Annotated in this window: 20 protein-coding genes and 2 tRNA genes; 5 read left to right on the top strand and 17 right to left on the bottom strand. The window is 69.3% G+C overall.

Going from position 1 to position 21,274, the window contains the following annotated elements:
* Position 1: 1 nt before the first annotated feature.
* The 5 genes from HEP85_RS20810 to HEP85_RS20790 are packed head-to-tail and all read right to left on the bottom strand — an operon-like array spanning position 2 to position 3,848.
* The gene (locus HEP85_RS20810) at positions 2-1,471 is read right to left on the bottom strand and encodes a class E sortase (RefSeq protein ID WP_356016073.1); all 1,470 of its coding nucleotides are present in this window, start codon (positions 1,469-1,471) and stop codon (positions 2-4) included.
* The gene (locus HEP85_RS20805) at positions 1,468-2,106 is read right to left on the bottom strand and encodes an aminodeoxychorismate/anthranilate synthase component II (RefSeq protein WP_168529070.1); all 639 of its coding nucleotides are present in this window, start codon (positions 2,104-2,106) and stop codon (positions 1,468-1,470) included. The genes HEP85_RS20810 and HEP85_RS20805 overlap by 4 nt, the downstream gene beginning before the upstream one ends.
* On the bottom strand, positions 2,103-2,300 hold the full coding sequence (locus HEP85_RS20800; RefSeq protein WP_168524952.1) for a hypothetical protein: 198 nt from the start codon (positions 2,298-2,300) through the stop codon (positions 2,103-2,105). Before HEP85_RS20800 ends, HEP85_RS20805 begins: the two co-directional genes overlap by 4 nt.
* 37 nt (positions 2,301-2,337) lie before the next feature.
* A complete protein-coding gene (locus HEP85_RS20795; RefSeq protein WP_168533837.1) occupies positions 2,338-3,036 on the bottom strand; it encodes a class E sortase in 699 nt (232 codons plus the stop codon).
* A 32-nt stretch (positions 3,037-3,068) separates the two neighbouring features.
* Positions 3,069-3,848 (bottom strand): DUF881 domain-containing protein, encoded by a 780-nt coding sequence (locus HEP85_RS20790; protein WP_168529069.1) that lies wholly within the window; start codon positions 3,846-3,848, stop codon positions 3,069-3,071.
* Positions 3,849-3,990: 142 nt separating this feature from the next.
* On the opposite strand from HEP85_RS20790, the gene crgA reads away from it, so the two are divergent.
* On the top strand, positions 3,991-4,245 hold the full coding sequence (crgA, locus tag HEP85_RS20785; RefSeq protein WP_168529068.1) for a cell division protein CrgA: 255 nt from the start codon (positions 3,991-3,993) through the stop codon (positions 4,243-4,245).
* A gap of 280 nt (positions 4,246-4,525) precedes the next feature.
* Here crgA and HEP85_RS20780 read toward each other — a convergent pair whose 3' ends face one another.
* Positions 4,526-5,440 (bottom strand): rhomboid family intramembrane serine protease, encoded by a 915-nt coding sequence (locus HEP85_RS20780; RefSeq protein WP_168529067.1) that lies wholly within the window; start codon positions 5,438-5,440, stop codon positions 4,526-4,528.
* Positions 5,441-5,549: 109 nt separating this feature from the next.
* Positions 5,550-6,083, bottom strand: a complete 534-nt coding sequence (locus HEP85_RS20775; protein ID WP_168529066.1) for a peptidylprolyl isomerase — start codon at positions 6,081-6,083, stop codon at positions 5,550-5,552.
* Positions 6,084-6,395: 312 nt separating this feature from the next.
* Here HEP85_RS20775 and HEP85_RS20770 point away from each other — a divergent pair, with 312 nt between their 5' ends.
* Positions 6,396-7,097, top strand: coding sequence for a DUF5324 family protein (locus tag HEP85_RS20770; RefSeq protein WP_168529065.1), 702 nt, complete (start codon positions 6,396-6,398; stop codon positions 7,095-7,097).
* Positions 7,098-7,579: 482 nt separating this feature from the next.
* On the opposite strand, the gene HEP85_RS20765 is transcribed toward HEP85_RS20770, so the two are convergent.
* A tRNA-Ala gene (locus HEP85_RS20765) sits at positions 7,580-7,652 on the bottom strand.
* Positions 7,653-7,833: 181 nt separating this feature from the next.
* On the opposite strand from HEP85_RS20765, the gene HEP85_RS20760 reads away from it, so the two are divergent.
* Positions 7,834-8,382 (top strand): DNA-binding protein, encoded by a 549-nt coding sequence (locus HEP85_RS20760; RefSeq protein ID WP_168529064.1) that lies wholly within the window; start codon positions 7,834-7,836, stop codon positions 8,380-8,382.
* Between the two features lie 129 nt (positions 8,383-8,511).
* Positions 8,512-10,242 carry a serine/threonine protein kinase gene (locus tag HEP85_RS20755; RefSeq protein WP_369657784.1) on the top strand — a complete coding sequence of 577 codons (1,731 nt, stop codon included), beginning with the start codon at positions 8,512-8,514 and terminating at the stop codon, positions 10,240-10,242.
* A gap of 37 nt (positions 10,243-10,279) precedes the next feature.
* Here the strand turns inward: HEP85_RS20755 and HEP85_RS20750 are convergent, their stop codons facing one another.
* Together HEP85_RS20750 and HEP85_RS20745 are read right to left on the bottom strand one after the other, a co-directional pair.
* Positions 10,280-11,782 (bottom strand): hypothetical protein, encoded by a 1,503-nt coding sequence (locus HEP85_RS20750; protein WP_248002014.1) that lies wholly within the window; start codon positions 11,780-11,782, stop codon positions 10,280-10,282.
* 192 nt (positions 11,783-11,974) lie between these two features.
* Entirely contained in the window at positions 11,975-12,103 is a 129-nt protein-coding gene (locus HEP85_RS20745) for a DLW-39 family protein (RefSeq protein WP_003999697.1), read from the bottom strand.
* Between the two features lie 338 nt (positions 12,104-12,441).
* On the opposite strand from HEP85_RS20745, the gene HEP85_RS20740 reads away from it, so the two are divergent.
* Positions 12,442-12,807 carry a DUF6344 domain-containing protein gene (locus tag HEP85_RS20740; RefSeq protein ID WP_168529062.1) on the top strand — a complete coding sequence of 122 codons (366 nt, stop codon included), beginning with the start codon at positions 12,442-12,444 and terminating at the stop codon, positions 12,805-12,807.
* A 163-nt stretch (positions 12,808-12,970) separates the two neighbouring features.
* On the opposite strand, the gene HEP85_RS20735 is transcribed toward HEP85_RS20740, so the two are convergent.
* The 7 genes from HEP85_RS20735 to recF all read right to left on the bottom strand — a co-directional run bounded on the left by HEP85_RS20735 (position 12,971) and on the right by recF (position 21,248).
* Positions 12,971-13,324, bottom strand: a complete 354-nt coding sequence (locus tag HEP85_RS20735) for a VOC family protein (protein WP_168529061.1) — start codon at positions 13,322-13,324, stop codon at positions 12,971-12,973.
* A gap of 160 nt (positions 13,325-13,484) precedes the next feature.
* A tRNA-Ile gene (locus HEP85_RS20730) sits at positions 13,485-13,561 on the bottom strand.
* 111 nt (positions 13,562-13,672) lie between these two features.
* A complete protein-coding gene (locus HEP85_RS20725) occupies positions 13,673-14,452 on the bottom strand; it encodes a DUF3566 domain-containing protein (protein ID WP_168529060.1) in 780 nt (259 codons plus the stop codon).
* Positions 14,453-14,470: 18 nt separating this feature from the next.
* Positions 14,471-17,062: a DNA gyrase subunit A gene (gene gyrA / locus HEP85_RS20720; RefSeq protein ID WP_168529059.1), complete on the bottom strand. Its 2,592-nt coding sequence runs from the start codon at positions 17,060-17,062 to the stop codon at positions 14,471-14,473.
* A gap of 42 nt (positions 17,063-17,104) precedes the next feature.
* Positions 17,105-19,189: a DNA topoisomerase (ATP-hydrolyzing) subunit B gene (gyrB, locus tag HEP85_RS20715; protein WP_168529058.1), complete on the bottom strand. Its 2,085-nt coding sequence runs from the start codon at positions 19,187-19,189 to the stop codon at positions 17,105-17,107.
* A gap of 365 nt (positions 19,190-19,554) precedes the next feature.
* A complete protein-coding gene (locus tag HEP85_RS20710; protein ID WP_168529057.1) occupies positions 19,555-20,127 on the bottom strand; it encodes a DUF721 domain-containing protein in 573 nt (190 codons plus the stop codon).
* The gene (gene recF / locus HEP85_RS20705) at positions 20,124-21,248 is read right to left on the bottom strand and encodes a DNA replication/repair protein RecF (RefSeq protein WP_168529056.1); all 1,125 of its coding nucleotides are present in this window, start codon (positions 21,246-21,248) and stop codon (positions 20,124-20,126) included. Before recF ends, HEP85_RS20710 begins: the two co-directional genes overlap by 4 nt.
* Between the last annotated feature and the right edge of the window lie 26 nt (positions 21,249-21,274).

Genomic DNA, 21,274 nt, shown 5'->3' with positions numbered 1-21,274 from the left:
CCTAGCCGATGAGGGCGTCCGGCTTGCCCTTGCTGCGCGGGCGTTCCTCGACCATCTTGCCCCACACGATCATCCGGTACGTGCTGGTGAATTCCGGCGTGCAGGTGGTCAGGGTGATGTAGCGGCCGGGCCCCGTGAAGCCGGACCCCTTGGGGACGGGGGCCAGCACACTTGTGTTCGAAGGAGACGTCACCGGGAGGATCGACGTCATCTTGTAGACGAAGTAGTCGTCCTGCGTCTCGACGACGATCGAATCGCCCGGCTTGAGGTGATTGATGTAGCGGAACGGCTCGCCGTGCGTGTTGCGGTGGCCCGCGAGACCGAAGTTGCCCGTCTTGGCGTCCGGCATCGCCGTCTTCAGGCCGCCCTCGCCGTAGTGGCCCACCATCCCGCGGTCGAGCACCTTCGTCTTGCTCGTTCCCTCCGCGATCGGCGCGACGACGTCCAGCTTCGGGATGTGCAGGATGGCGAAGCCCTGCCCCGGCTCGAACGTTCCCGGGCTCCGCTTGCCGCTCGCCCAGTCCTCCTGGAGGTGGTGCGCGGCGCTGCCGGCCTGCTGGTGCGCCCGTACGTTCGACCACCACAGCTGGTAGGTCACGAACAGCAGCATCAGGACGCCGGTGGTGATGAAGGCCTCGCCGATCATCCGGCTCACCATGACCGCGGCGCCGGGCTTCCGTGCCTGCGCCGCACGCCGGGCCGCGACACGGCTCAGCGGCGCCCCAGCGGCCTCCTGAGCCCCTTCCGGGGCCACCTCGGACTCCTGGGACTCCGGAGGCCCTCCGTGGCGCCCATGGCGCCGTGCCGCCTTGCGTCGGGCCGCGCGGCCCCCGGGCGCCGCCGCGGAATCGTCCGCGGCGTCCGCGCGCGTCACGGGCGCGGCCATGAGCCGTGCCTGCGCGACCTCCGAGGCCCGCAGCGCCACGGTCTCGTCGTCCAGCGGCCGGGCCGCGGTCGGAGGAACGCCGTAGCCCGCACCGGACGCCGGACCGGGCGAGGCCGTGGAGGCCCCGTACGCCGGCGCGGACGGGGTGACGGGCGGCGTGTACGGGGGCGGAGCGGCGGACGCCCCGTACGGGGGCGTGGACTCCTGGAAGGCCGGCGTGGCCGGCATGGCCGTCGTCGCCGGGTCCGCGTACGGCTGCCGCTGCCGCGCCCCGTCGTAGCCGCCCTGTGCCGTGCCTTGCCACTGCTGCGCGTACCCGGCGGAATCATCCCCCGCGTACTGATGGTGGCCGGGCCACTGCTGCCCCGGACCGACCTGCGGCCCGGCGGCGGGCGCGGCCGCCACGGAGTGGCCGGCGGCGGGGGCCGTGCCCGGAAGGGGATCGGTGAGCGGGTCCGCCAGCTGCTCGACCGCGACCTCGAACGCGCCGGGCGCCCCGTACGGCTGCTGCCCGTACGAGGACCCGTCTCCTCCGGCGGCGCCGTAAGCGGCACCGGACTCGCGCTCGGGGCGCAGCGCGGTCACGCCGTGGCCCTGCCCACCACCGGGGCGAGCCCCGCCGACCTCGCCACGGCACCCTGGTCGCCGCACTCCACGAGCCAGTTGGCGAGCATCCGGTGCCCGTGTTCGGTCAGCACCGACTCGGGGTGGAACTGAACGCCCTCGACCGGGAGTTCACGGTGTCTGAGGCCCATGATGATCCCGTCGTGGGTGCGAGCGGTGACCTCCAGCGCGGCCGGCACGGTCTCCGGCTCCGCCGCGAGCGAGTGGTAACGGGTCGCGGTGAAGGGGGACGGCAGTCCGGCGAAGACGCCGCTGCCCTCGTGCTCCACCAGCGAGGTCTTGCCGTGCAGCAGCTCCGGGGCACGGTCCACGACCCCGCCGTACGCCACCTGCATCGACTGCATGCCGAGACAGACACCGAAGACGGGTACCCCGGTGTCCGCGCAGTGGCGGACCATCTCGATGCAGACGCCGGCCTGCTCGGGAGCGCCCGGACCGGGCGACAGGAGCACTCCGTCGAACCCGTCCTGCGCGTGCGCGGTGGACACCTCGTCGTTGCGCAGCACCTCGCACTCGGCGCCCAGCTGGTACAGGTACTGGACCAGGTTGAAGACGAAGCTGTCGTAGTTGTCGACGACCAGGATCCGCGCGCTCACTGGTTGTTCACCGTCACATCGTTGAAGGGCAGCAGCGGTTCGGCCCAGGGGAAGACGTACTGGAAGAGCACGTAGACCACCGCCAGGGCGAGCACGAGTGAAATCAGCGCCTTGACCCACGCGTTCCCCGGCAGATGCCGCCAGATGAAGCCGTACATGCCGTCCCTTCCGTCGCACCACGGCGTCAGAGCCACGCCCTGCACCACCGGACCCACGCCGTACGGGACCAGACTAACGGCGGAGCGCCCCCGGTTTCCCAGCCTCCACAGGCTGTGTGGAATCCAGGTGTGCCCAGACGATCAGCCGGTGGCTGTGCCCCCACTCCGGTTCGCAGGTGGTCAGCGTGAGGTAGCGGCCCGGAGCCGTATACCCGGACTTACGTGGCACAGGGTCGATCACCTCAACGTCCGCGGGCACGGTTTTGTAGGGGCCTTTGTCGATCCGATACGTGAACCAGGTAGTCCCGTCGGTCAGCACCACCGCGTCGCCGTGTCGCAGCTTGGGAAAGTCCTTGAACGGGTCGCCGTAGGTCCGGCGGTGTCCCGCGACGGCGAAGTTCCCCGTCTGGCCCAGCTGGGCCGTCCCCCGGTAGTGGCCGAGGCCCTTCTTCAGGACACTCGTTCCGGTGCCTTCGAGCACGGGCTTGTTCCACGTGAAACCAAGACGCGGGATGTACATCACCGCGAAGGGCTTGCCGTACGTGTAGGAGGGCGGCGCCTTCGGGCTCCCGGTTGCCGGGGCGGCGGTGGGCGTCCCCGGCTGCCGCGCGAGTGCCCCCTTCGACCACTGCCGCTGGAGCTGGTCGATCTGGTGGCCCATCTCGCTGTCGGCCTTCACGCCCGTCCAGAACAGCACGTAGACCACGAAGAGCACGATCAGCGTGCCGACGGTGATGCAGAGTTCGCTCAACGTCCTGACGACCACTCGCACCGACACAGGCCCCCCAGCGGCAGCGGCTCCGGCTACTCCACAGGCTTCGCGTAGTGGAGATCCACTGTGCCCGAGTAGCCGGGAAGAGTCACCGTCCCGTTCTCCTCGACTTTCCAGCCGAGCCCGTAGACGTTGACGTACACCATGTAGTTCTGGATCGCCGGGGAGTCCGCCAGCGCCTTCTGGAGCTTCTGCGGGTCACCGACCGCGGTGATCTTGTACGGGGGCGAGTAGACGCGTCCCTGGAGAATCAGCGTGTTGCCGACGCAGCGCACGGCGCTCGTGGAGATCAGCCGCTGGTCCATCACCTTGATGCCCTGGGCGCCGCCCAGCCACAGGGCGTTCACCACGGCCTGCAGGTCCTGCTGGTGGATCACCAGATAGTCGGGCTGCGGCGCGGGGTATCCGGGCAGCTTGGCCGTGGCGTTCGGCGGGGCGTCGTTGAGGGTGACCGTGACGGCCTTGCCCTTGAGCGGCTGGGTGCCCGCCTTCTTCTCCAGCGCGGCGACCTTGGCGGTCTCGGCCTTGCTGCCGCCGTTCTCCCGGCCGGCGAGGGAGTCGACCTGGTCCCGCAGCGCGCCGTTGGAATCGTCGAGCGACGCGTTCTTGTGGCTGCGCTCCTGAATCAGGTCGGAGAGCTTCAGCAGGGACGCGTCGGTGCGGATATTGGTGCCTTTGGCCGTGTTGAAGCTGGTGAAGAAAATAAGTCCGGCGAGGGCGAAGACGGCCACGGTGAGCACGCGAACGGGCCGGAAACGGCGCGTATCGGCAGGACTGGAACCCGTCCCTGGAGAGTCGGCAGAATTGCTCAACGTACCCTTATCTCCTTCGGCGCCGCGGAAGCACTACGCTAACGGACGCCCGGGGGAGCGCTCAGTGTCCCCTTGTACGCTGCCCCGGAGCCCGCCCCAGTTCCCTGCGCGGCCACGCAGCGCATCGACAGGAGAGACCCTCGTGCCGAAGTCACGTATCCGCAAGAAGGCCGACTACACGCCACCCCCGGCGAAGCAGACGACCAACATCAAGCTCACCAACCGCGGCTGGGTCGCACCGGTCATGCTGGCCATGTTCCTCATCGGCCTCGCCTGGATCGTCGTCTTCTACGTGACCGACGGCTCACTGCCGGTCGACGCGCTGGACAACTGGAACATCGTGGTCGGTTTCGGCTTCATCGCGGCGGGATTCGGCGTCTCCACACAGTGGAAGTAGCGCTCCGCGACCGACGTTCCGGCAGCTCTCCGACAGCTCTCCCCAGGGCTATCCACTGAGTTATCCACAACTGTTTTCCACAGGTGGAAAAAGAACGACGATCTGTGGATAACTCATCCAGGGTTGACGCCGGTGTGACTGGCCTACCGGGATCCGCAAGCCTGTTCGCCCCCTGTCCGACCTGGGAAAACTCGGGTCAGCGACAGGGGGCACAGCTGTTCCCACACAGCGTGCACAAGATCCGCCACCGTCTGTGGACAACAGCGGTGAGCGGGGCGGCTCAGGTGAGCTGAGCCGTCCTGACCAGCGTCGCGACCACCACCGCGACCAGCACCACCGCGCACACCCCGTACTGGACCAGGGCCCGCCGCCCGCGCGGCGCGTGGACCATCGCGTAGCCGACGACGACACCGCCCACGAGGCCGCCGATGTGGGCCTGCCAGGAGATGCCGAACGCGGGGGTGAAGGTGAAGATCAGGTTGACCACCAGCAGGCCGATCAGCGGGCGCATGTCGTAGTTGAGCCGGCGCATGAGGACCCCGGTCGCGCCGAAGAGGCCGAAGATCGCGCCGGAGGCGCCGAGCGACGGCTGGTTCGGGGCGGCGAGCAGGTAGGTGAGCGCGCTGCCGGCGAGCCCCGAGACGAAGTACAGCGCGAGGTAGCGGGCCCGGCCGAGGGCGGCTTCCAGGGGGCCGCCGATCCACCACAGGCTGAGCATGTTGAACAGGATGTGGATATAGCTGGCGTGCAGGAACATCGACGTCAGCAGCCGGTACCACTGGCCTTCCGCGATGCCCTCGACCGAGCCGAGAACCGGGACGTACGCCCGGCCGATGAGGTCGAAGCTGTCCGTGAAGCGGTCGCCCACGGCCTGCTGCACCAGGAAGAGGGCGACGTTGATCCCCATCAGGATCTTGGTGAGGAGCCGGGGGTCCGCGGCGACGGTGCCGCCCGCCAGCGTGCGGGGCTGGGAGGCCGCCGGCGAATGTCCCGTACCGGAGCCGCCCCGGACGCATTCGGGGCACTGGAAGCCCACGGACGCGCTGACCATGCACGCGGGGCAGATCGGGCGTTCGCAGCGGCTGCAGCGCACACCGGTCTCGCGGTCCGGGTGCCGGTAGCAGGTGGGCAGGCCCTGGGCATCCTGCGATCCCTGGTCCTTCGGGCCCTGTGGGCTGCCTGGCGCCTGGTCCATGGGGTCCCCTCAATCGGTCGTACGCACTGCACCGCCCCGCCCATCCTTACGGATGAACGGGGCGATTGGTTCCCTGCGGGAGCCCTCGGTGCCTCTCGGGCCCCCGGGATCAGCCCTCGCGGGTCTCGACGACGACCGACTCGATGACGACGTCGTTGACCGGACGGTCGGTGCGCGGGTTGGTCTGGGTGCCCACGATGGCATCCACGACCTTCTGGCTCGCCGGGCTGACGACCTCGCCGAAGATGGTGTGCTTGCGGGTCAGCCACGCCGTCGGGGAGACGGTGATGAAGAACTGCGAGCCGTTGGTACCCGGGCCCGCGTTGGCCATGGCCAGCAGATACGGCTTGTCGAAGGCGAGGTCGGGGTGGAACTCGTCCTCGAACTGGTAGCCCGGGCCACCGGTGCCGTTGCCGAGCGGGTCACCGCCCTGGATCATGAATCCGCTGATCACCCGGTGGAAGACCGTGCCGTCGTAGAGCTTGTCCGTGGACTTCGCACCCGTCTCCGGGTTGACCCACTCCCGCTCACCCGTGGCGAGCTCGACGAAGTTCCGGACCGTCTTGGGCGCGTGGTTCGGCAGGAGCCGGACTTCGATGTCGCCTTGGTTGGTCTTCAGGGTGGCGTAAAGCTGCTCGGCCACGATCTGCCTTCCGTTGCCTTTTTTTGACCCCCCGATCCTCGCACGGACCGCCCCTCGCGTCGCCCGACCGCCACCTCCGGGGGAACATCCCGTCCTCGCTCTTGCGGAAAACGCGTCGAGTCCTCCCGCGAGCGGCGCCGGGAGCGCCGATCCGTGGCAGGGTCGGCGACAAGACCCTGTTGCCCCGTATGCCCTATCTCGCATGCCCCGCGGTCGCGCGAGGGGCATGATCTCGAAAAGGGTGGAAAGGTGGACTGTGCCTGTTTGGGGTACTCGAACGCCCAAGTACGCCACCGAGGAGGAGGAAAACCCGTGACCCGCATTGACAGCGTGCGCGCCGCGACCGGCTCGGCGAAGGACAGCGTGCTGCACGCCGCGGAAGTGGTGGCGCCTTACGCCGACACGGCCAAGGACCGGGCCTCGCACTACGCGACCGAGGCACGCGTACGGCTCGCGCCCAAGATGTCGCTGGCCGCAGAGCAGGCCCGCGTGCAGTACGACGCCCATCTCGCACCGCGTCTCGAGCAGGCGCGTACCCATGTGCCGCCGAAGGTCGACCACGCCGCCCACACGGCCGCCGTCCGTACCCGCCTGGCGGCGCTCCAGGCCGCCGATTACACCAAGCCGAGAATCGAGCAGGCCGTGGCAGCGGCCGGGCCGGTACGGGAGGAGGCCGCGGCGCGGGGTGCGGCGGCGCTGGCCGCTCTGCGCGGACAGGTCTCCCCCAAGGAGATCGAGAAGCTGGTCCGCAAGCACCGGCGGCGGGCGAAGGCCGGCCGTGCCGTCAAGGGACTGGCCGTCCTGGGTCTGCTGGCAGGTGGCGCCTACGCCGCCTGGAAGTGGTGGGACAAGCAGGCCAACCCCGACTGGCTGGTCGAGCCTCCCGCCGCTACGGAGGTACCCGAGCCCGGCCGCCTGACATCGGTCGACGGCAGCGGCCGGCCCGACCTCGACCCAGAGGTCCAGGCCAAGCAGGCCGAGGAGGAAGCGGCGAAGCGCGACGATCGCCACTGAGTCCTGACGCAGGACATCAACACCGCTGTGGGGCAGGAGACTTGAGGGTCTCCTGCCCCACAGCGCTGTTTCACGTGGAACGGACCGGAACCGCGGCGCCCACCGCACCGGGGACGACGGCGGAAAAGGCGCGGGGAGGACGACGGGGAAGCCGCCCGTTTACGGATTCCATCCGCGATGACGTTTGCAACGGCCGTCCCGCACAACATCCACACAGACTCTCTTCACCGTGCGCATTGCCCCGATTACACAGATCTGCTTGCACCAGTTCACGCACGGCTCCGAGATCGGAGCCCGGCCTCCTGTGGGGCGCCGCGACCACCCGCGTGACGGTTCCGGGCGCCCTCACCTGCCCATCCATTTGCGCAAACAAATGCAACGCCTGCGAACCGGACCCTGTGACGCAGGTCACCATGGATGGTCAAAGCGGGGCATACAAAAACCGGCCAGTCGCCGTGAAGGCGTCCGGCCGGTCCGAGGTGTGGAGCCTAGGGGAGTCGAACCCCTGACATCTGCCATGCAAAGACAGCGCTCTACCAACTGAGCTAAGGCCCCTGAAGGGAGGCGTCCGGCCGGTTGATTCGGATACCGACTGGCGCCGGGGACCAGCGTACCGGGTCACCCCCGGTATCTCGCAAAAAGATTGGGGGTCCCCGTGGGCGACCACTCTCCGTAAGATGCTCGACGTGGTTCGCGACAGCGAACCACGGTTTTGGGGAAGCGATGGGGAGACGCAATGGACGCCGCACAGCAAGAAGCAACCGCAAGAGCCCAGGAGCTGCAGCGGAACTGGTACGGGGAGCCGCTGGGGACGCTCTTCCGTAGGCTCATAGACGATCTGGGCCTCAACCAGGCGCGTCTTGCCGGAGTACTGGGCCTGTCCGCGCCCATGCTGTCGCAGCTGATGAGCGGCCAGCGTGCCAAGATCGGCAACCCCGCGGTGGTGCAGCGAGTCCAGCTGCTGCAGGATCTGGCGGGGCAGGTGGCGGACGGCAGCGTCAGCGCCGCCGAGGCGACCGAGCGCATGGACGAGATCAAGAAGTCGCAGGGGGGCTCCGTGCTCAACAACACCACGCAGTCGACGAGCAGTTCCGGTGCGCCCACGGTCAAGCGGGTGGTCCGCGAGATCCAGTCGCTGCTGCGCTCCGTGGCGGCCGCCGGGGACATCATCGAGGCCGCCGGCACCCTCGCTCCGACCCATCCGGAACTGGCGGAGTTCCTCCGGGTGTACGGCGCCGGCCGCACGTCCGACGCCGTCGCCCACTACCAGTCGCACCAGAACTGAGCCGACGGTCCGGCCGGCCGCACGACCCGCGCTGGAGGGCTCGCAACGCCGTCCAGCGCCGCGTCCCGGGCCGCCGGGCACCTCGCGGAAGCCGCAGGACCGACTGCCGAAGGGGAGCGACGCACGACCATGGGTGAGGTCTTCGCCGGACGGTACGAGCTGGTCGACCCGATCGGCCACGGGGGAGTCGGTGCCGTATGGCGTGCCTGGGACCGGCGGCGGCGCCGGTACGTGGCCGCCAAGGTGCTCCAGCAGAGCGACGCGCACGCGCTGCTGCGCTTCGTGCGGGAGCAGGCGCTGCGGATCGATCACCCTCATGTGCTGGCGCCCGCCAGCTGGGCCGCCGACGACGACAAGGTCCTGTTCACCATGGACCTGGTCGCGGGGGGATCCCTGGTCCATCTGGTCAACGACTACGGCCCATTGCCTCCCGCCTTCGTCTGCACCCTGCTCGACCAGCTCCTCGCGGGGCTCGCCGCGGTGCACGCCGAGGGGGTCGTGCACCGTGACATCAAACCCGCCAACGTGCTGCTCGAAGCGACGGGGACGGCCCGGCCGCGGCTGCGGCTGTCCGACTTCGGCATCGCGATGCGGCTGGGCGAACCACGGCTGACCGAGACCAACTACGTGGTGGGAACGCCCGGTTACTTCGCGCCCGAGCAGATGATGGGCGCCGAGCCGGACTTCCCCGCCGATCTGTTCGCCGTGGGTCTGGTCGCCCTGTACCTGCTCGAGGGGGCCAAACCGGACGCCAAGGCGCTGATCGAGTACTTCGCGCAGAACGGCACACCGCCCGCCCCGCAGGGCATACCCGAGCCGCTGTGGCAGGTCGTGGCCACGCTGCTGCAGCCGGACCCCCAGGCGCGGTTCCGCACGGCGACGGGGGCGCGCAAGGCGCTGGCCTCGGCCGCCGAGCTGCTGCCCGAACCCGGCCCCGACGACGAGTTGGTCGAGGTCTTCGACCAAGTCGGCCCGCTTCCCCCGGGGTTCGGCCCCACCGGACCGGCCGGGACGGCACCCGGGACCACCACCGAGCACACGGCTTCCCGGCCCGGGTCCTTCTCCGGCCCGGCTTCCGCCCAGGGGACGGATCCCGACCAGGCTCTCCTTCCCGATCCGAGTCTCCGCTCCGGCCAGAGCCCCGCTCACGGCCAAGGCGCCGTTCCTGACGAGGGCCCGGCGCCCGGAACTAGTTCCACCCCCGGCCCTCGTTCCGCCCTCGGCCCCGATCCCGGCTCAGTCTCCGATCCCGGCTCCGCCTCGGATTCGGGTGCCGTCGAAGCCGCGTGGCCCGAGACGACCGCCCCCGGTGACGCGACACCGCGCCCCGCGCCGGACTCCGTACCCCCGAGGCCGTCCACGATGTCGGACACCGGGAGCTTCCTCCTGCCGCCGCCCCGGGCGGCCGCCCCCAGGCACCACCACAGTCCCCGTCCCAGTCGCAGTCCCAGCCCGAACCGCGACCGCAACCGCAGCCCCAACACCGGCCCCCATCCCACGACTCACCGCAGCAACAGCCCCAGCCGCAACCGCAGCACGCCTGGCACGAGACTCAGCGGCATCCCGTCCCGGGCCACCCGTGGCATCCGCCCGAGCAGCCGCCCACTCCCCCCACCGCGGTCAACGTGCCGAGCACGACTCCCGTGCACGCGCAGCCCTTCGGCCTCCGGTCCGCGCCGGTGCCCGTCCCGCAGCGGCCCGCGGATCCCACCGTCGTGGTCCAACAGCACGCGCCCGGTTCCGCCGGTTTCCACCGGGCCGTGTCCCGGCGGGCGGCCCGCCCCGGACCACCCCGGCGGGTGGCCGTCCCGCTCCTGCTCCTCGCGCTGGCCTGTTTCGCGGTGGGTTTCTGGGCGCTGACGCGGCTCTGAACCCGGTCGGCCGCCCCCGAGCGGCTCTACATGCCCCGCGGCGCCTCAGGGTCCCAGGGCAGGGCGGGGGGAGCCGCGGACGAAGCCGGCGCTGATGTGTCCCCGGCCGCCGCCCACCTCCTCGCCCGCCGCCGTGCGACCGCCGTCCACACCGCGAGCACCAGCAACAGGGCGGTCCCGGTGCCGAGGCCGCCCGCGGCGAGCGCCTTCATGTGCGGGTCGGTGCCACTGCCGGAGCCCACCGCACGGTCCCCGGCGCCCGCCGTCGTCCCGCCGGAGGCCTCCGCCGCGGCACCGGCCGCGGCGTCGAACACGTCCCGGGGATCCGCCCGCCCCGCGTACGCCGGGCCCGCCTGGGCGGCGCCCTCCACCCGTACGCGCAGCGTGAGCCCGAACGGCCCGTCGCCGAACTTGTCGGCGACCTGCGCGGCGAGGTGCACGGCGAGGTAGTACGAACCCGCGAACCGCATACTGCTGGTCCGGTCGTTGAGGGCGTAGCGGTTCTCGTACGCGACGGGCGGCAGCGGATCCAGTACCGCGGCTCGCTGGCTGCCGTCGTATCCGCAGCCCACGTCGTCGACGAACCCGCGGACGGGGTTGTAGAGGGAGACGACCAGGGCCGTACCCAGGAACCCGTCGCCACCGGTCGAGCTGCCGAGCTCCGCGCCGGCGTAGATCTGCTGCCCCCAGTCGACCGGCACCTTGTAGAAGAGCGTCTGCCCGGGTCTGATCCCGTCCTTCCAGACGCCCTTTTCGAGAGCGGCGGCCGTGGCGAACCCCGCGCCGCCCGCCCGGGTCCGGGCGTCTCCCTGAAGGGCTTCGGGCGAGGCGGAGTTCCACGCTTCGGGGGCCTTCGTCGAACCGGCCTTCTTCAGGGCGGGTTCCGACACATAGGCGAGTTCGAGGTCCCAGTCGCCGGGGGAGAGGGACGCGGACGCCGACGAACCGGTCGTGTCGACGCGCTCGACGACCACGTAGTACGTCCCCGCCGTCTGGCAGGAGTATCTGGTGGGGCCGATCTCGCGGGACGCCCAGGCGGCGATGGGACGCGGACTCTCGGAGGCGCCGAAGTGGGCGGCCGCGGAGGACGAGCAGCGGCGGCTGTTGTCGTCCTGGACGGAGACCTTCACGCCGTCCGCGTAGGACACCGTGGTACCCGGCCTGGGAACGGCGGTGGCGGAGACGTACGCGTCGGACCTGGCGTCGAGTGCGAGGCGGTAGTAGAGCTTGCCGCCCTCGCCGATGGAACTCCGGTACGTCCTTCCGGGCTCCAGCCGTGCGGCGTTCGTGGTGTTCGCGGCGCCTTCGACCGTCGTGTCGTCCTCGGCGTAGGCGTACGGCTTCGGTGTACCGGACTCCGTCACGGGAGAGGCCGCCGAGGCCCTCCCCGTGGGCGCGGCCGTCGCGCACAGCGCCGCTCCCAGGGCCAGGGCACCGAGCGCCCGCCCGTACCGTGACGGCGCTCGCCGTCCCACCGTGCGCCGCCCCATCACGCGCCACCCCTCGTCGTGTCCCCGGACGGTGGCCATCCTGCCGCGCCAGGCGCGGGTTCGCCCTTGCTATCGGACAAGCGGCCGAAACCGCCTGTCCGTGGAGCAGAACGCTTTACTTCAGCAATCAATTCGTGTGCGAAAGCGAATGGCGGGCAGGTGGGCGGCCCGGGAAACACAAAACCCCGACCGCGAGGCGGCCGGGGTCTGCTCTGAGACTGGTGTCGGTACTCACGAACCCGTGGGTACGGAGTCAGTCGCCTCCGTCCACAGATCCTGCTCGGCGCGATCCGCCTGGATCTGGCGGTACACGAGGAGTCCGCCGATGGCGGCCAGTGCGACCAGGAGAAGCTTCTTCACCGCGCGACCTCGTCTTTCTTGACGTAGGGGACCTCTGGCGCCCGACTATACACACCGACCGATATCGATCAGTGACCTGCATCCACCCCCAACTCCCGCCTGGTGGAGAGCAGTAGGACGGGGCGTGACCACACCGATCTCACGGTGATCACACCTCACACAAGGTGACCGTTCGCTGCACTTTTGCGGGTTTTTATGGGCTTTAGAGACCTCTTGCACCCATACGGGTGGTGTTCATCGGAACATCCACGCGCCATGAGCGTCGGTCCACCACTTCGCGGCCCGCTTACACATCATGAGGAAAGTACGCAAATCGCCTGACCCGAAAGTGAGGGGCCATGACCCAGAACAAGGTCATGAAGCTGTGGACCGTCATCGTGACCGCCTTCCTGGCGCTCTGCACGACGCTCGGATTCATCACGACCACCGCGGCCGCGGCCGTACCGCAGACCGGAGCGGCGCACAACAGCGCGGCCCCCGTGACGGTGCCGGCGCAGGCCCCGTGGACAGCGTCCTACAGTCGGGCCCTGCCCCCCACGATGAAACAACGTATCCACGCCGAGGCCCACGGATCCTCACCTAGCTGTCGGCACCGCCCGCGGGTCGATGCCGAAGCGAGCGGCCTCACCGCCCTGTGCGCCCCGGATGCCACGACCGACCGTGATACGTCCCTCCAGCACGGCGAGGCGCCACTCCAGCGCTGACGCGCACCGCACCACCTCACCGACCCTGCCCCTCCTGCCCGACGTAGCGGCGAACTTGCGTACACCGCCACACCCGGAACCGAAGGCCCGGCACCTCGAAAGAGCTGCCGGGCTTTCTCATGCGCGGACACCGGTCAGGGATTCCTGCTCAGCGGTTCTCTTCTCACTGACGCCGTTGGCCGAGGACACAGAACTCGTTGCCTTCGGGGTCCGCCAGGACCACCCACGACTGGTCGCCCTGGCCGATGTCGACACGCTTGGCGCCATGAGCCTCAAGACGAGCCACCTCGGCGTCCTGGTCATCAGGCCTGAAGTCGAGATGCAGCCGGCTCTTGACCTTCTTGCTCTCATCGAGCCGGACGAAGTCCAGCCCCGGCAGGCGATCCGGCTCCGGGCGGATCTCGAACTGCTCGTCGGAGGAATACACCACGACCCAGCCGAGAGCCTCCGCCCACCACTGCCCCAGGGCCACCGGATCCGTCGAGTGAACGATTACCTGTTCCCATTCCAAGGTCATCCGCCGAGCGTAGGTCTACCGAGGCTTCGAAAACCGGCGCTTGAAGCGCTTGGAGGGAAGTCACGCTGCGGCCGGCACGCCGACCGGCGCACCCCCGGCGGCTGATGTCCGCCGTAGATGCCAAAAACCCCCGGTCCTCGTGGACCGGGGGTCTTCGTCATGGTGGGGCTAACAGGATTTGAACCTGTGGCCTCATCCTTATCAGGGATGCGCTCTAACCAACTGAGCTATAGCCCCGCCGCGCTTTGCGGTGTGTGTCCCGCGCGCTGACCTCTGAAGATTAGCGCACGACGCGGCCAGTCCCAAAATCGGTATCCCGGGCCCCTGGCGGAGGCTCGCGGGCCGCTGCTATTCGTCCTCGGCGAGGGTCAGCTCAATGCCCCCGACGAAGCCCGCGGAGAGGTTGTAGATGAAGGATCCGAGCGTCGCGAGCGCCGTGGCGAGCACGACGTCGATGACCGCGATGATCGACGTGAACAGCAGGACGTTCGGCAGGGAGAGGAACGACTGCAGGTCGAAACCGTTCGCCTCGTTCGACCCCGTCGCCTCGGAGATCGTGCCGCCGACCGTCGAGAAGACGCCCATGGCGTCCATGACCATCCACAGCACCGCCGCCGCCACGACCGTGCAGATGCCGAGCGCGATGGAGAGCAGGAAGCTGACCTTCATCACCGACCACGGGTCGGTCTTGGCCACCCGCAGCCGCGCCTTGCGGGTACGCGGCGTGGTGCGCGCCCCGGTTCGCGGCCGACGCACGGCGCCCGACGGCGTCTGCGCCGCGTACGCCTGCGGCGGGTGATACGGCTGCGAGGGCTGCTGCGGCTGCCGCTCCCCCGGCAGCGCGGAGGCGGCCGCCGGAGCGGCCGTCCCTGAGCCCGCGGGAGCGGTCGGCGCAGTGCCCGGCGCGCCGGGCGCCGCCTTGGTCGTGGCAGGACCGGCCGCGGCCGGTCCGCCCGGAGCCGCGGGGCCCGCTCCGGCCGCGTACTGCTGGCCCTGCGGACCTCGGGTGTCCGTCACAGTTCCCCCCTGGGATCCATGAGAGTCATGGGAGTCAGTCGCCTCCGTGGCGGGGCCACGGCCGCCGTCCGTATCCGTACCGGTCGATCCGGCGCCCGTGGCTCCGCTCACGATGACTCACTCCTCGCGCTACTCGGACGAGGACTGCTCGCCCTCGTCCGTACCGACGGCCTCGGTGCCTTCGGCGGTCTCGTCCTCGGCACCCTCGCCGTCGACTTCCTCGGCCTCACGGCCGGCCTCGGCGTTGCGTGCGATGCCGACCACGGCATCCCGCTTGCCCAGGTTGATCAGTTGGACGCCCATGGTGTCACGGCCCGTCTCCCTGACCTCGTTGACTCGCGTACGAATCACACCGCCGGACAGGGTGATGGCGAGGATCTCGTCGGTCTCCTCGACCACCAGCGCGCCGACGAGAGAACCACGGTCCTCCACGATCTTGGCGGCCTTGATACCGAGGCCGCCGCGACCCTGGACGCGGTACTCGTCGACGGCGGTCCGCTTCGCGTACCCACCGTCTGTGGCAGTGAACACGAACGTACCGGGTCGAACAACATTCATCGAGAGCAGTTGGTCCCCCTCGCGGAAACTCATGCCCTTGACGCCCGAGGTGGCACGGCCCATCGGTCGCAACGCGTCGTCCGTTGCGGTGAACCTGATCGACTGGGCCTTCTTGCTGATCAGAAGCAGATCATCCTCGGCCGAGACGAGTTCGGCTCCGATCAGTTCGTCATCGGATCCGTCCTCCGTCTCCCGGAGATTGATGGCGATGACACCGCCCGACCGCGGGGAATCGTAATCCTTCAGTGGCGTCTTCTTCACCAGGCCGCCCTTGGTGGCCAGGACCAGGTAGGACGCCGCCTCGTAGTCGCGGATCGCGAGGATCTCGGCGATCGCCTCGTCCGGCTGGAAGGCCAGCAGGTTCGCGACGTGCTGCCCGCGGGCGTCCCGGCCGGCGTCCGGCAGCTCGTACGCCTTCGCCCGGTAGACACGGCCCTTGTTCGTGAAGAACAGCAGCCAGTGGTGCGTCGTCGAGACGAAGAAGTGGTCGACGATGTCGTCCTGCTTCAGCTTCGCGCCGCGGACGCCCTTGCCGCCCCGCTTCTGCGACCGGTAGTCCTCGGTCTTGGTGCGCTTGATGTAGCCGCCCCGCGTGATGGTGACGACGATGTCCTCTTCGGCGATCAGGTCCTCGATGGACATGTCGCCGTCGAACGGCACCAGCTTGGAACGGCGGTCGTCACCGAACTTCTCGACGATCGCCGCGAGTTCCTCGCTGATGATGCCGCGCTGACGCACCGGCGAAGCCAGGATCGCGTTGTACTCGGTGATCTTCGCCTGGAGCTCGTCGTGCTCCTGGATGATCTTCTGGCGCTCCAGGGCGGCCAGTCGGCGCAGCTGCATCTCGAGGATGGCGTTCGCCTGGATCTCGTCGATCTCCAGGAGGCCCATCAGGCCCTCTCGCGCGATCTCCACGGTGTCACTGCGTCGGATGAGTGCGATGACCTCGTCGATGGCGTCCAAGGCCTTCAGGAGGCCACGCAGGATGTGCGCGCGCTCCTCGGCCTTGCGCAGCCGGAACTTGGTCCGCCGGACGATGACCTCGATCTGGTGCGTCACCCAGTGCCGGATGAACGCGTCGAGCGACAGCGTGCGCGGGACCCCGTCGACCAGCGCCAGCATGTTGGCGCCGAAGTTCGACTGCAGATCGGTGTGCTTGTAGAGGTTGTTCAGGACGACCTTGGCGACCGCGTCCCTCTTGAGCACGATCACGAGCCGCTGGCCCGTACGCGAGCTGGTCTCGTCGCGGACGTCGGCGATGCCGCCGACCTTGCCGTCCTTGACCAGGTCGGCGATCTTCTGGGCGAGGTTGTCGGGGTTGGTCTGGTAGGGGAGTTCGGTGACCACCAGGCACTGGCGGTTCTGGATCTCCTCGACATCGACGACCGCGCGCATCGTGATGGAGCCACGGCCCGTGCGGTACGCCTCCTCGATGCCCTTGCGGCCCACGACCAGGGCGCCACTCGGGAAATCCGGGCCCTTGATGCGCTCGATCAGGGCGTCCAGAAGCTCCTCGTGGGAGGCCTCGGGGTTCTCCAGGTACCACTGGGCGCCGGCCGCGACCTCGCGCAGGTTGTGCGGCGGGATGTTCGTCGCCATACCGACCGCGATGCCCGCCGAGCCGTTGATCAGCAGATTCGGGAAGCGGGCCGGCAGGACCGTCGGCTCCTGGTTGCGGCCGTCGTAGTTGTCCGTGAAATCGACGGTCTCCTCGTCGATGTCGCGGACCATCTCCATGGACAGCGGCTTCAGCTTGCACTCGGTGTACCGCATGGCGGCGGCCGGGTCGTTGCCAGGAGAGCCGAAGTTGCCGTTGGAGTCCACCAGCGGCATCCGCATCGACCACGGCTGCGCGAGGCGGACCAGCGCGTCGTAGATCGAGGAGTCGCCGTGCGGGTGGTAGGTGCCCATGACGTCACCGACGACACGGGCGCACTTGTAGAAGCCCTTCTCGGGCCGGTAGCCGCCGTCGTACATGGCGTACAGGACGCGACGGTGGACGGGCTTGAGGCCGTCCCGCACGTCGGGCAGCGCGCGCGAGACGATGACGGACATCGCGTAGTCGAGGTACGAACGCTGCATCTCGGTCTCGAGCCCGACGGGCTCGATGCGCAGGGCGATCTCGCCCTCTTCAGGGACGCTCGGAGTGTTCTCGTCGGTCATTGCTGGTGCAGATCCTTTCTGACGCGGTCAGCTGAGACCGACTCAGATGTCGAGGAAGCGGACGTCCTTGGCGTTGCGCTGGATGAACGCGCGACGCGCCTCGACGTCCTCGCCCATGAGGACCGAGAACAGGTCGTCGGCCTGGGCGGCGTCGTCGAGCGTGACCTGACCGAGGACGCGGTGCTCCTGGTCCATGGTCGTGATGCGCAGTTCCTCGGCGTTCATCTCACCGAGACCCTTGAATCGCTGGATCGAGTCCTCACGGACGCGCTTGCCGGCCTGGCGGCCCAGCTCGATCAGCGCGTCGCGCTCACGGTCCGAGTACGCGTACTCGAAGTCGTCCCGCCCCCACTTGATCTTGTAGAGCGGCGGGCGCGACAGGAACACGTGACCGGCCTCGACCAGCGGCCGCATGAAGCGGAACAGGAAGGTCAGCAGCAGGGTGTTGATGTGCTGGCCGTCGACGTCGGCGTCCGCCATCAGGATGATCTTGTGATAGCGGAGCTTCTCGATGTCGAAGTCCTCGTGGACTCCGGTGCCGAAGGCGGAGATCAGTGCCTGGATCTCCTGGTTCTGCAGGATCTTGTCGATCCGCGCCTTCTCGACGTTGAGGATCTTTCCTCGGATCGGGAGGATCGCCTGGTACTGCGGGTTACGGCCGGACTTGGCCGAGCCGCCGGCGGAGTCACCCTCGACGATGAAGATCTCGCACTTGGTGGGGTCGTTCGACTGGCAGTCGGACAGCTTGCCGGGCAGGGACGCCGACTCCAGCAGGCCCTTGCGGCGGGTGAGGTCGCGCGCCTTGCGGGCCGCCACGCGCGCGGTGGCCGCCTGGATCGACTTGCGGATGATGTCCGCGGCCTCGTTCGGGTTGCGGTCCAACCAGTCGTTGAGGTGCTCGTAGACCGCGCGCTGGACGAAGGTCTTCGCCTCCGTGTTGCCCAGCTTGGTCTTCGTCTGGCCCTCGAACTGCGGCTCACTCAGCTTGACCGAGATGATCGCGGTCAGACCCTCGCGGATGTCGTCACCCGTGAGGTTGTCGTCCTTCTCGCGCAGCAGCTTCTTGTCGCGCGCGTACTTGTTGATCAGCGAGGTCAGCGCCGCACGGAAGCCCTCCTCGTGCGTACCGCCCTCGTGCGTGTGGATGATGTTGGCGAAGGAGTACACGCCCTCGCTGTATCCACTGTTCCACTGCATCGCGACTTCGAGGGACAGGCTCTTGTCCTTGTCCTCCGCCTCGAGGTCGATGACGGTGGGGTGCACCGCGTCTCCCTTGCGGGAGTTGAGGTACTTCACGAAGTCGACGATGCCGCCTTCGTAGTGGTACGTGACGGACTTGACCTCGTCCTTCTCGTCCGCGCCCGCCTCGTCCGCGCCCGCGGTGGCCTTCGCCGACTCACGCTCGTCCGTGAGCTTGATCGTCAGGCCCTTGTTGAGGAACGCCATCTCCTGGAAGCGCCGCGAGAGCGTCTCGAAGGAGTACTCCGTGGTCTCGAAGATGTCCGCGTCGGCCCAGAAGGTGACCGACGTGCCCGTCTCCTCGGTGTCCTCGTGCTGGACCAGCGGGGCCGTCGGGACGCCCATCTTGTAGTCCTGCGTGTGGCGGTGGCCGTCCGTCTTGACCTCGACGGACACCTTGCTCGACAGGGCGTTCACGACGGAGACGCCGACGCCGTGCAGACCACCGGAGACCGCGTAGCCGCCGCCGCCGAACTTGCCGCCCGCGTGCAGGACGGTCAGCACGACCTCGAGGGCCGGCTTGCCCTCCGAGGCGACGATGCCCACCGGGATGCCGCGGCCGTTGTCGATCACGCGCACGCCGCCGTCCGGCAGGATCGTGATGTCGATCGTGTCCGCGTGTCCGGCCAGCGCCTCGTCCACGGAGTTGTCGACGACCTCGTACACGAGGTGGTGAAGTCCGCGCTCACCGGTCGAGCCGATGTACATGCCGGGTCGCTTGCGGACCGCGTCCAGACCCTCGAGGACGGTGATGGCACTGGCGTCGTACGAGGCCGTGACCTCGCCGTTCGAGGCGGTGGCCCCGGCGACGGCGCCTGCGTCGGTGGACGGGATGTTCTCGTTGGGGTTGCCGGAATCGGCCACGAAGCGCCCTTTCTGGCACAGCACAAACCAGGCTCGTCGGCGGGTTGCCGGAGCGGCTGCGGCACGTTGCGTTGGTAAGCCTTGATCAGCGTTGCTCAGCTTCTCCCGGACGGTCCCCACAAGTGGGGCGGGATTAGCTTCCAGTCTACCGGTAGCGCAGACAGTGATGGGGGTTTGCCGGTACCTGAGTCCGCATGTGCCGCCCTGAACCCGCCTCTCCCGACTCCCCATATGCGGCCCCGGCCCCAAAGAGGCTCACAGAGGCACTCAGCGCTTCCGGGTGTCAACCCTTCGCTACTGCGGAGTCAGGTCGGTGTTCGCAACCGCGTGCGATTGCCCGTACCCACCGCGGGCGCCCCCGCCCGGCGGCCGGTTCCCGCGGGCCCCGGTCACCCGTAGGTGTCGCCCGGACCCGTGCTCCCGGGGGCGCGCAGGGGCCCGAACCGGCGCGGGGGACCCCCCGGGCCCTGCACCTTGATCAGCCTCACCGTGCCGTGCCCGAGATCCTGGTTCAGCCGCGCGACCAGCTGCGGGGCGAGCAACCGCAGCTGGGTGGCCCAGGCGGTCGAGTCGCACTGCACGGTCAGCACCCGCTCGGCCGGGTCGTCGTCGTACCGCAGCGGGACGCAGTGCTTGGCCAGGTCGTCTCCGACGATCTGCGGCCAGCGCCCCATCACCCCTCCCACCGCGGCCGGCGTCTCCCAGCCGCGCTCGGTCAGCAGCCGGTTGATCGCGGCACCCAGCGCCATCGGGTCGCGCCCGTCGGCGCGCGCGCCGGAGCGCAGACCGCCGCGGCGCGCCTGCTTCTTCTGCTGCGCCGCGTCCCCACGCGCCCGTGCCTGTTCCTTCGCGGCGCGCAGCGCCACGCGCGCGAGGTCGACGCCGGACGGCTCGGGGGTCTTCCCGGCGCCCTCACCGGACGGCGCGGACGGCCCTGGGATCCGAGGTGTGTTCTCCGTCATACCCGCTCCACCGTGCCCTCCGAGACGGCGTAGCGCGTCCCCGCCAGGACACCCGGCACGTCGTCGTCGACCGCCGCCGTCACGAGGACCTGCTCGCCGGGAGCCACGAGTTCCGCGAGACGTTCCCTGCGCCGGCTGTCCAGCTCGGCGAAGACGTCGTCGAGGACCAGGACCGGCTCGTTGCCCTCGGCCCTCAGGAGGTCGTACGAGGCCAGTCGCAGCGCCAGCGCGTACGACCAGGACTCGCCGTGTGACGCGTATCCCTTCGCGGGCAGCTCGCCCAGCTTGAGCAGCAGCTCGTCCCGGTGCGGGCCCACCAGGGTGACGCCCCGCTCGATCTCCGCCTTGCGGGACTCGGCGAGCGCCTCCATCAGCTGCTCGTAGAGCTCCTCGCGGGTGTGCCCGGTGAGGGCGGCCGAGGAGGGCTTGTACTCCAGGGCGACGGGGCCCCCGCCGGGCGCCAGCTGTTCGTAGGCCTTGTCGGTCAGCGGCTGGACCGCGGCGACCAGGTCGAGGCGCTGGGCGAGCAGTTCGGCGCCCACCCGCGCGAGGTGCTCGTCCCAGACGTCGAGCGTGGACAGGTCCATGGTGCGGCCGCCGTGGCGGCGGGCCAGCGCGGCCGTCTTGAGGAGGGTGTTGCGCTGCTTGAGGACCCGGTCGTAGTCGGAGCGGACGCCCGCCATCCGCGGGGAGCGGGCGGTGATCAGTTCGTCGAGGAAGCGGCGGCGCTCACCGGGGTCGCCCTTGACCAGCGCGAGGTCCTCGGGTGCGAACAGCACCGTCCGTACGATGCCGAGCACGTCACGGGGCCTGACCTGCGAGGACCTGTTGACGCGCGCGCGGTTGGCCCGGCCAGGGTTCAGCTCCAGCTCGATGAGCTGCTGACGATCGCCCTGTCTGACATTGGCACGGATGACCGCCCGCTCGGCGCCCATCCGCACCAGGGGCGCGTCGGAGGAGACCCGGTGGCTGCCGAGGCTCGCGAGATAGCCGACCGCCTCGACCAGGTTCGTCTTGCCCTGTCCGTTGGGGCCCACGAACGCGGTGACGCCCGGGTCGAGCGGAACCTCGACCCGGGCGTAGGAGCGGAAGTCGGCCAGCGACAGATGCGTGACGTGCATGGTCGTTCGCCGACCTCCCCCGGGGA

Origin of the sequence: Streptomyces sp. RPA4-2 (assembly GCF_012273515.2) — a bacterium.
GTDB lineage: Bacteria > Actinomycetota > Actinomycetes > Streptomycetales > Streptomycetaceae > Streptomyces > Streptomyces kaempferi.
This window is presented reverse-complemented; position numbering and strand designations above follow the sequence as displayed.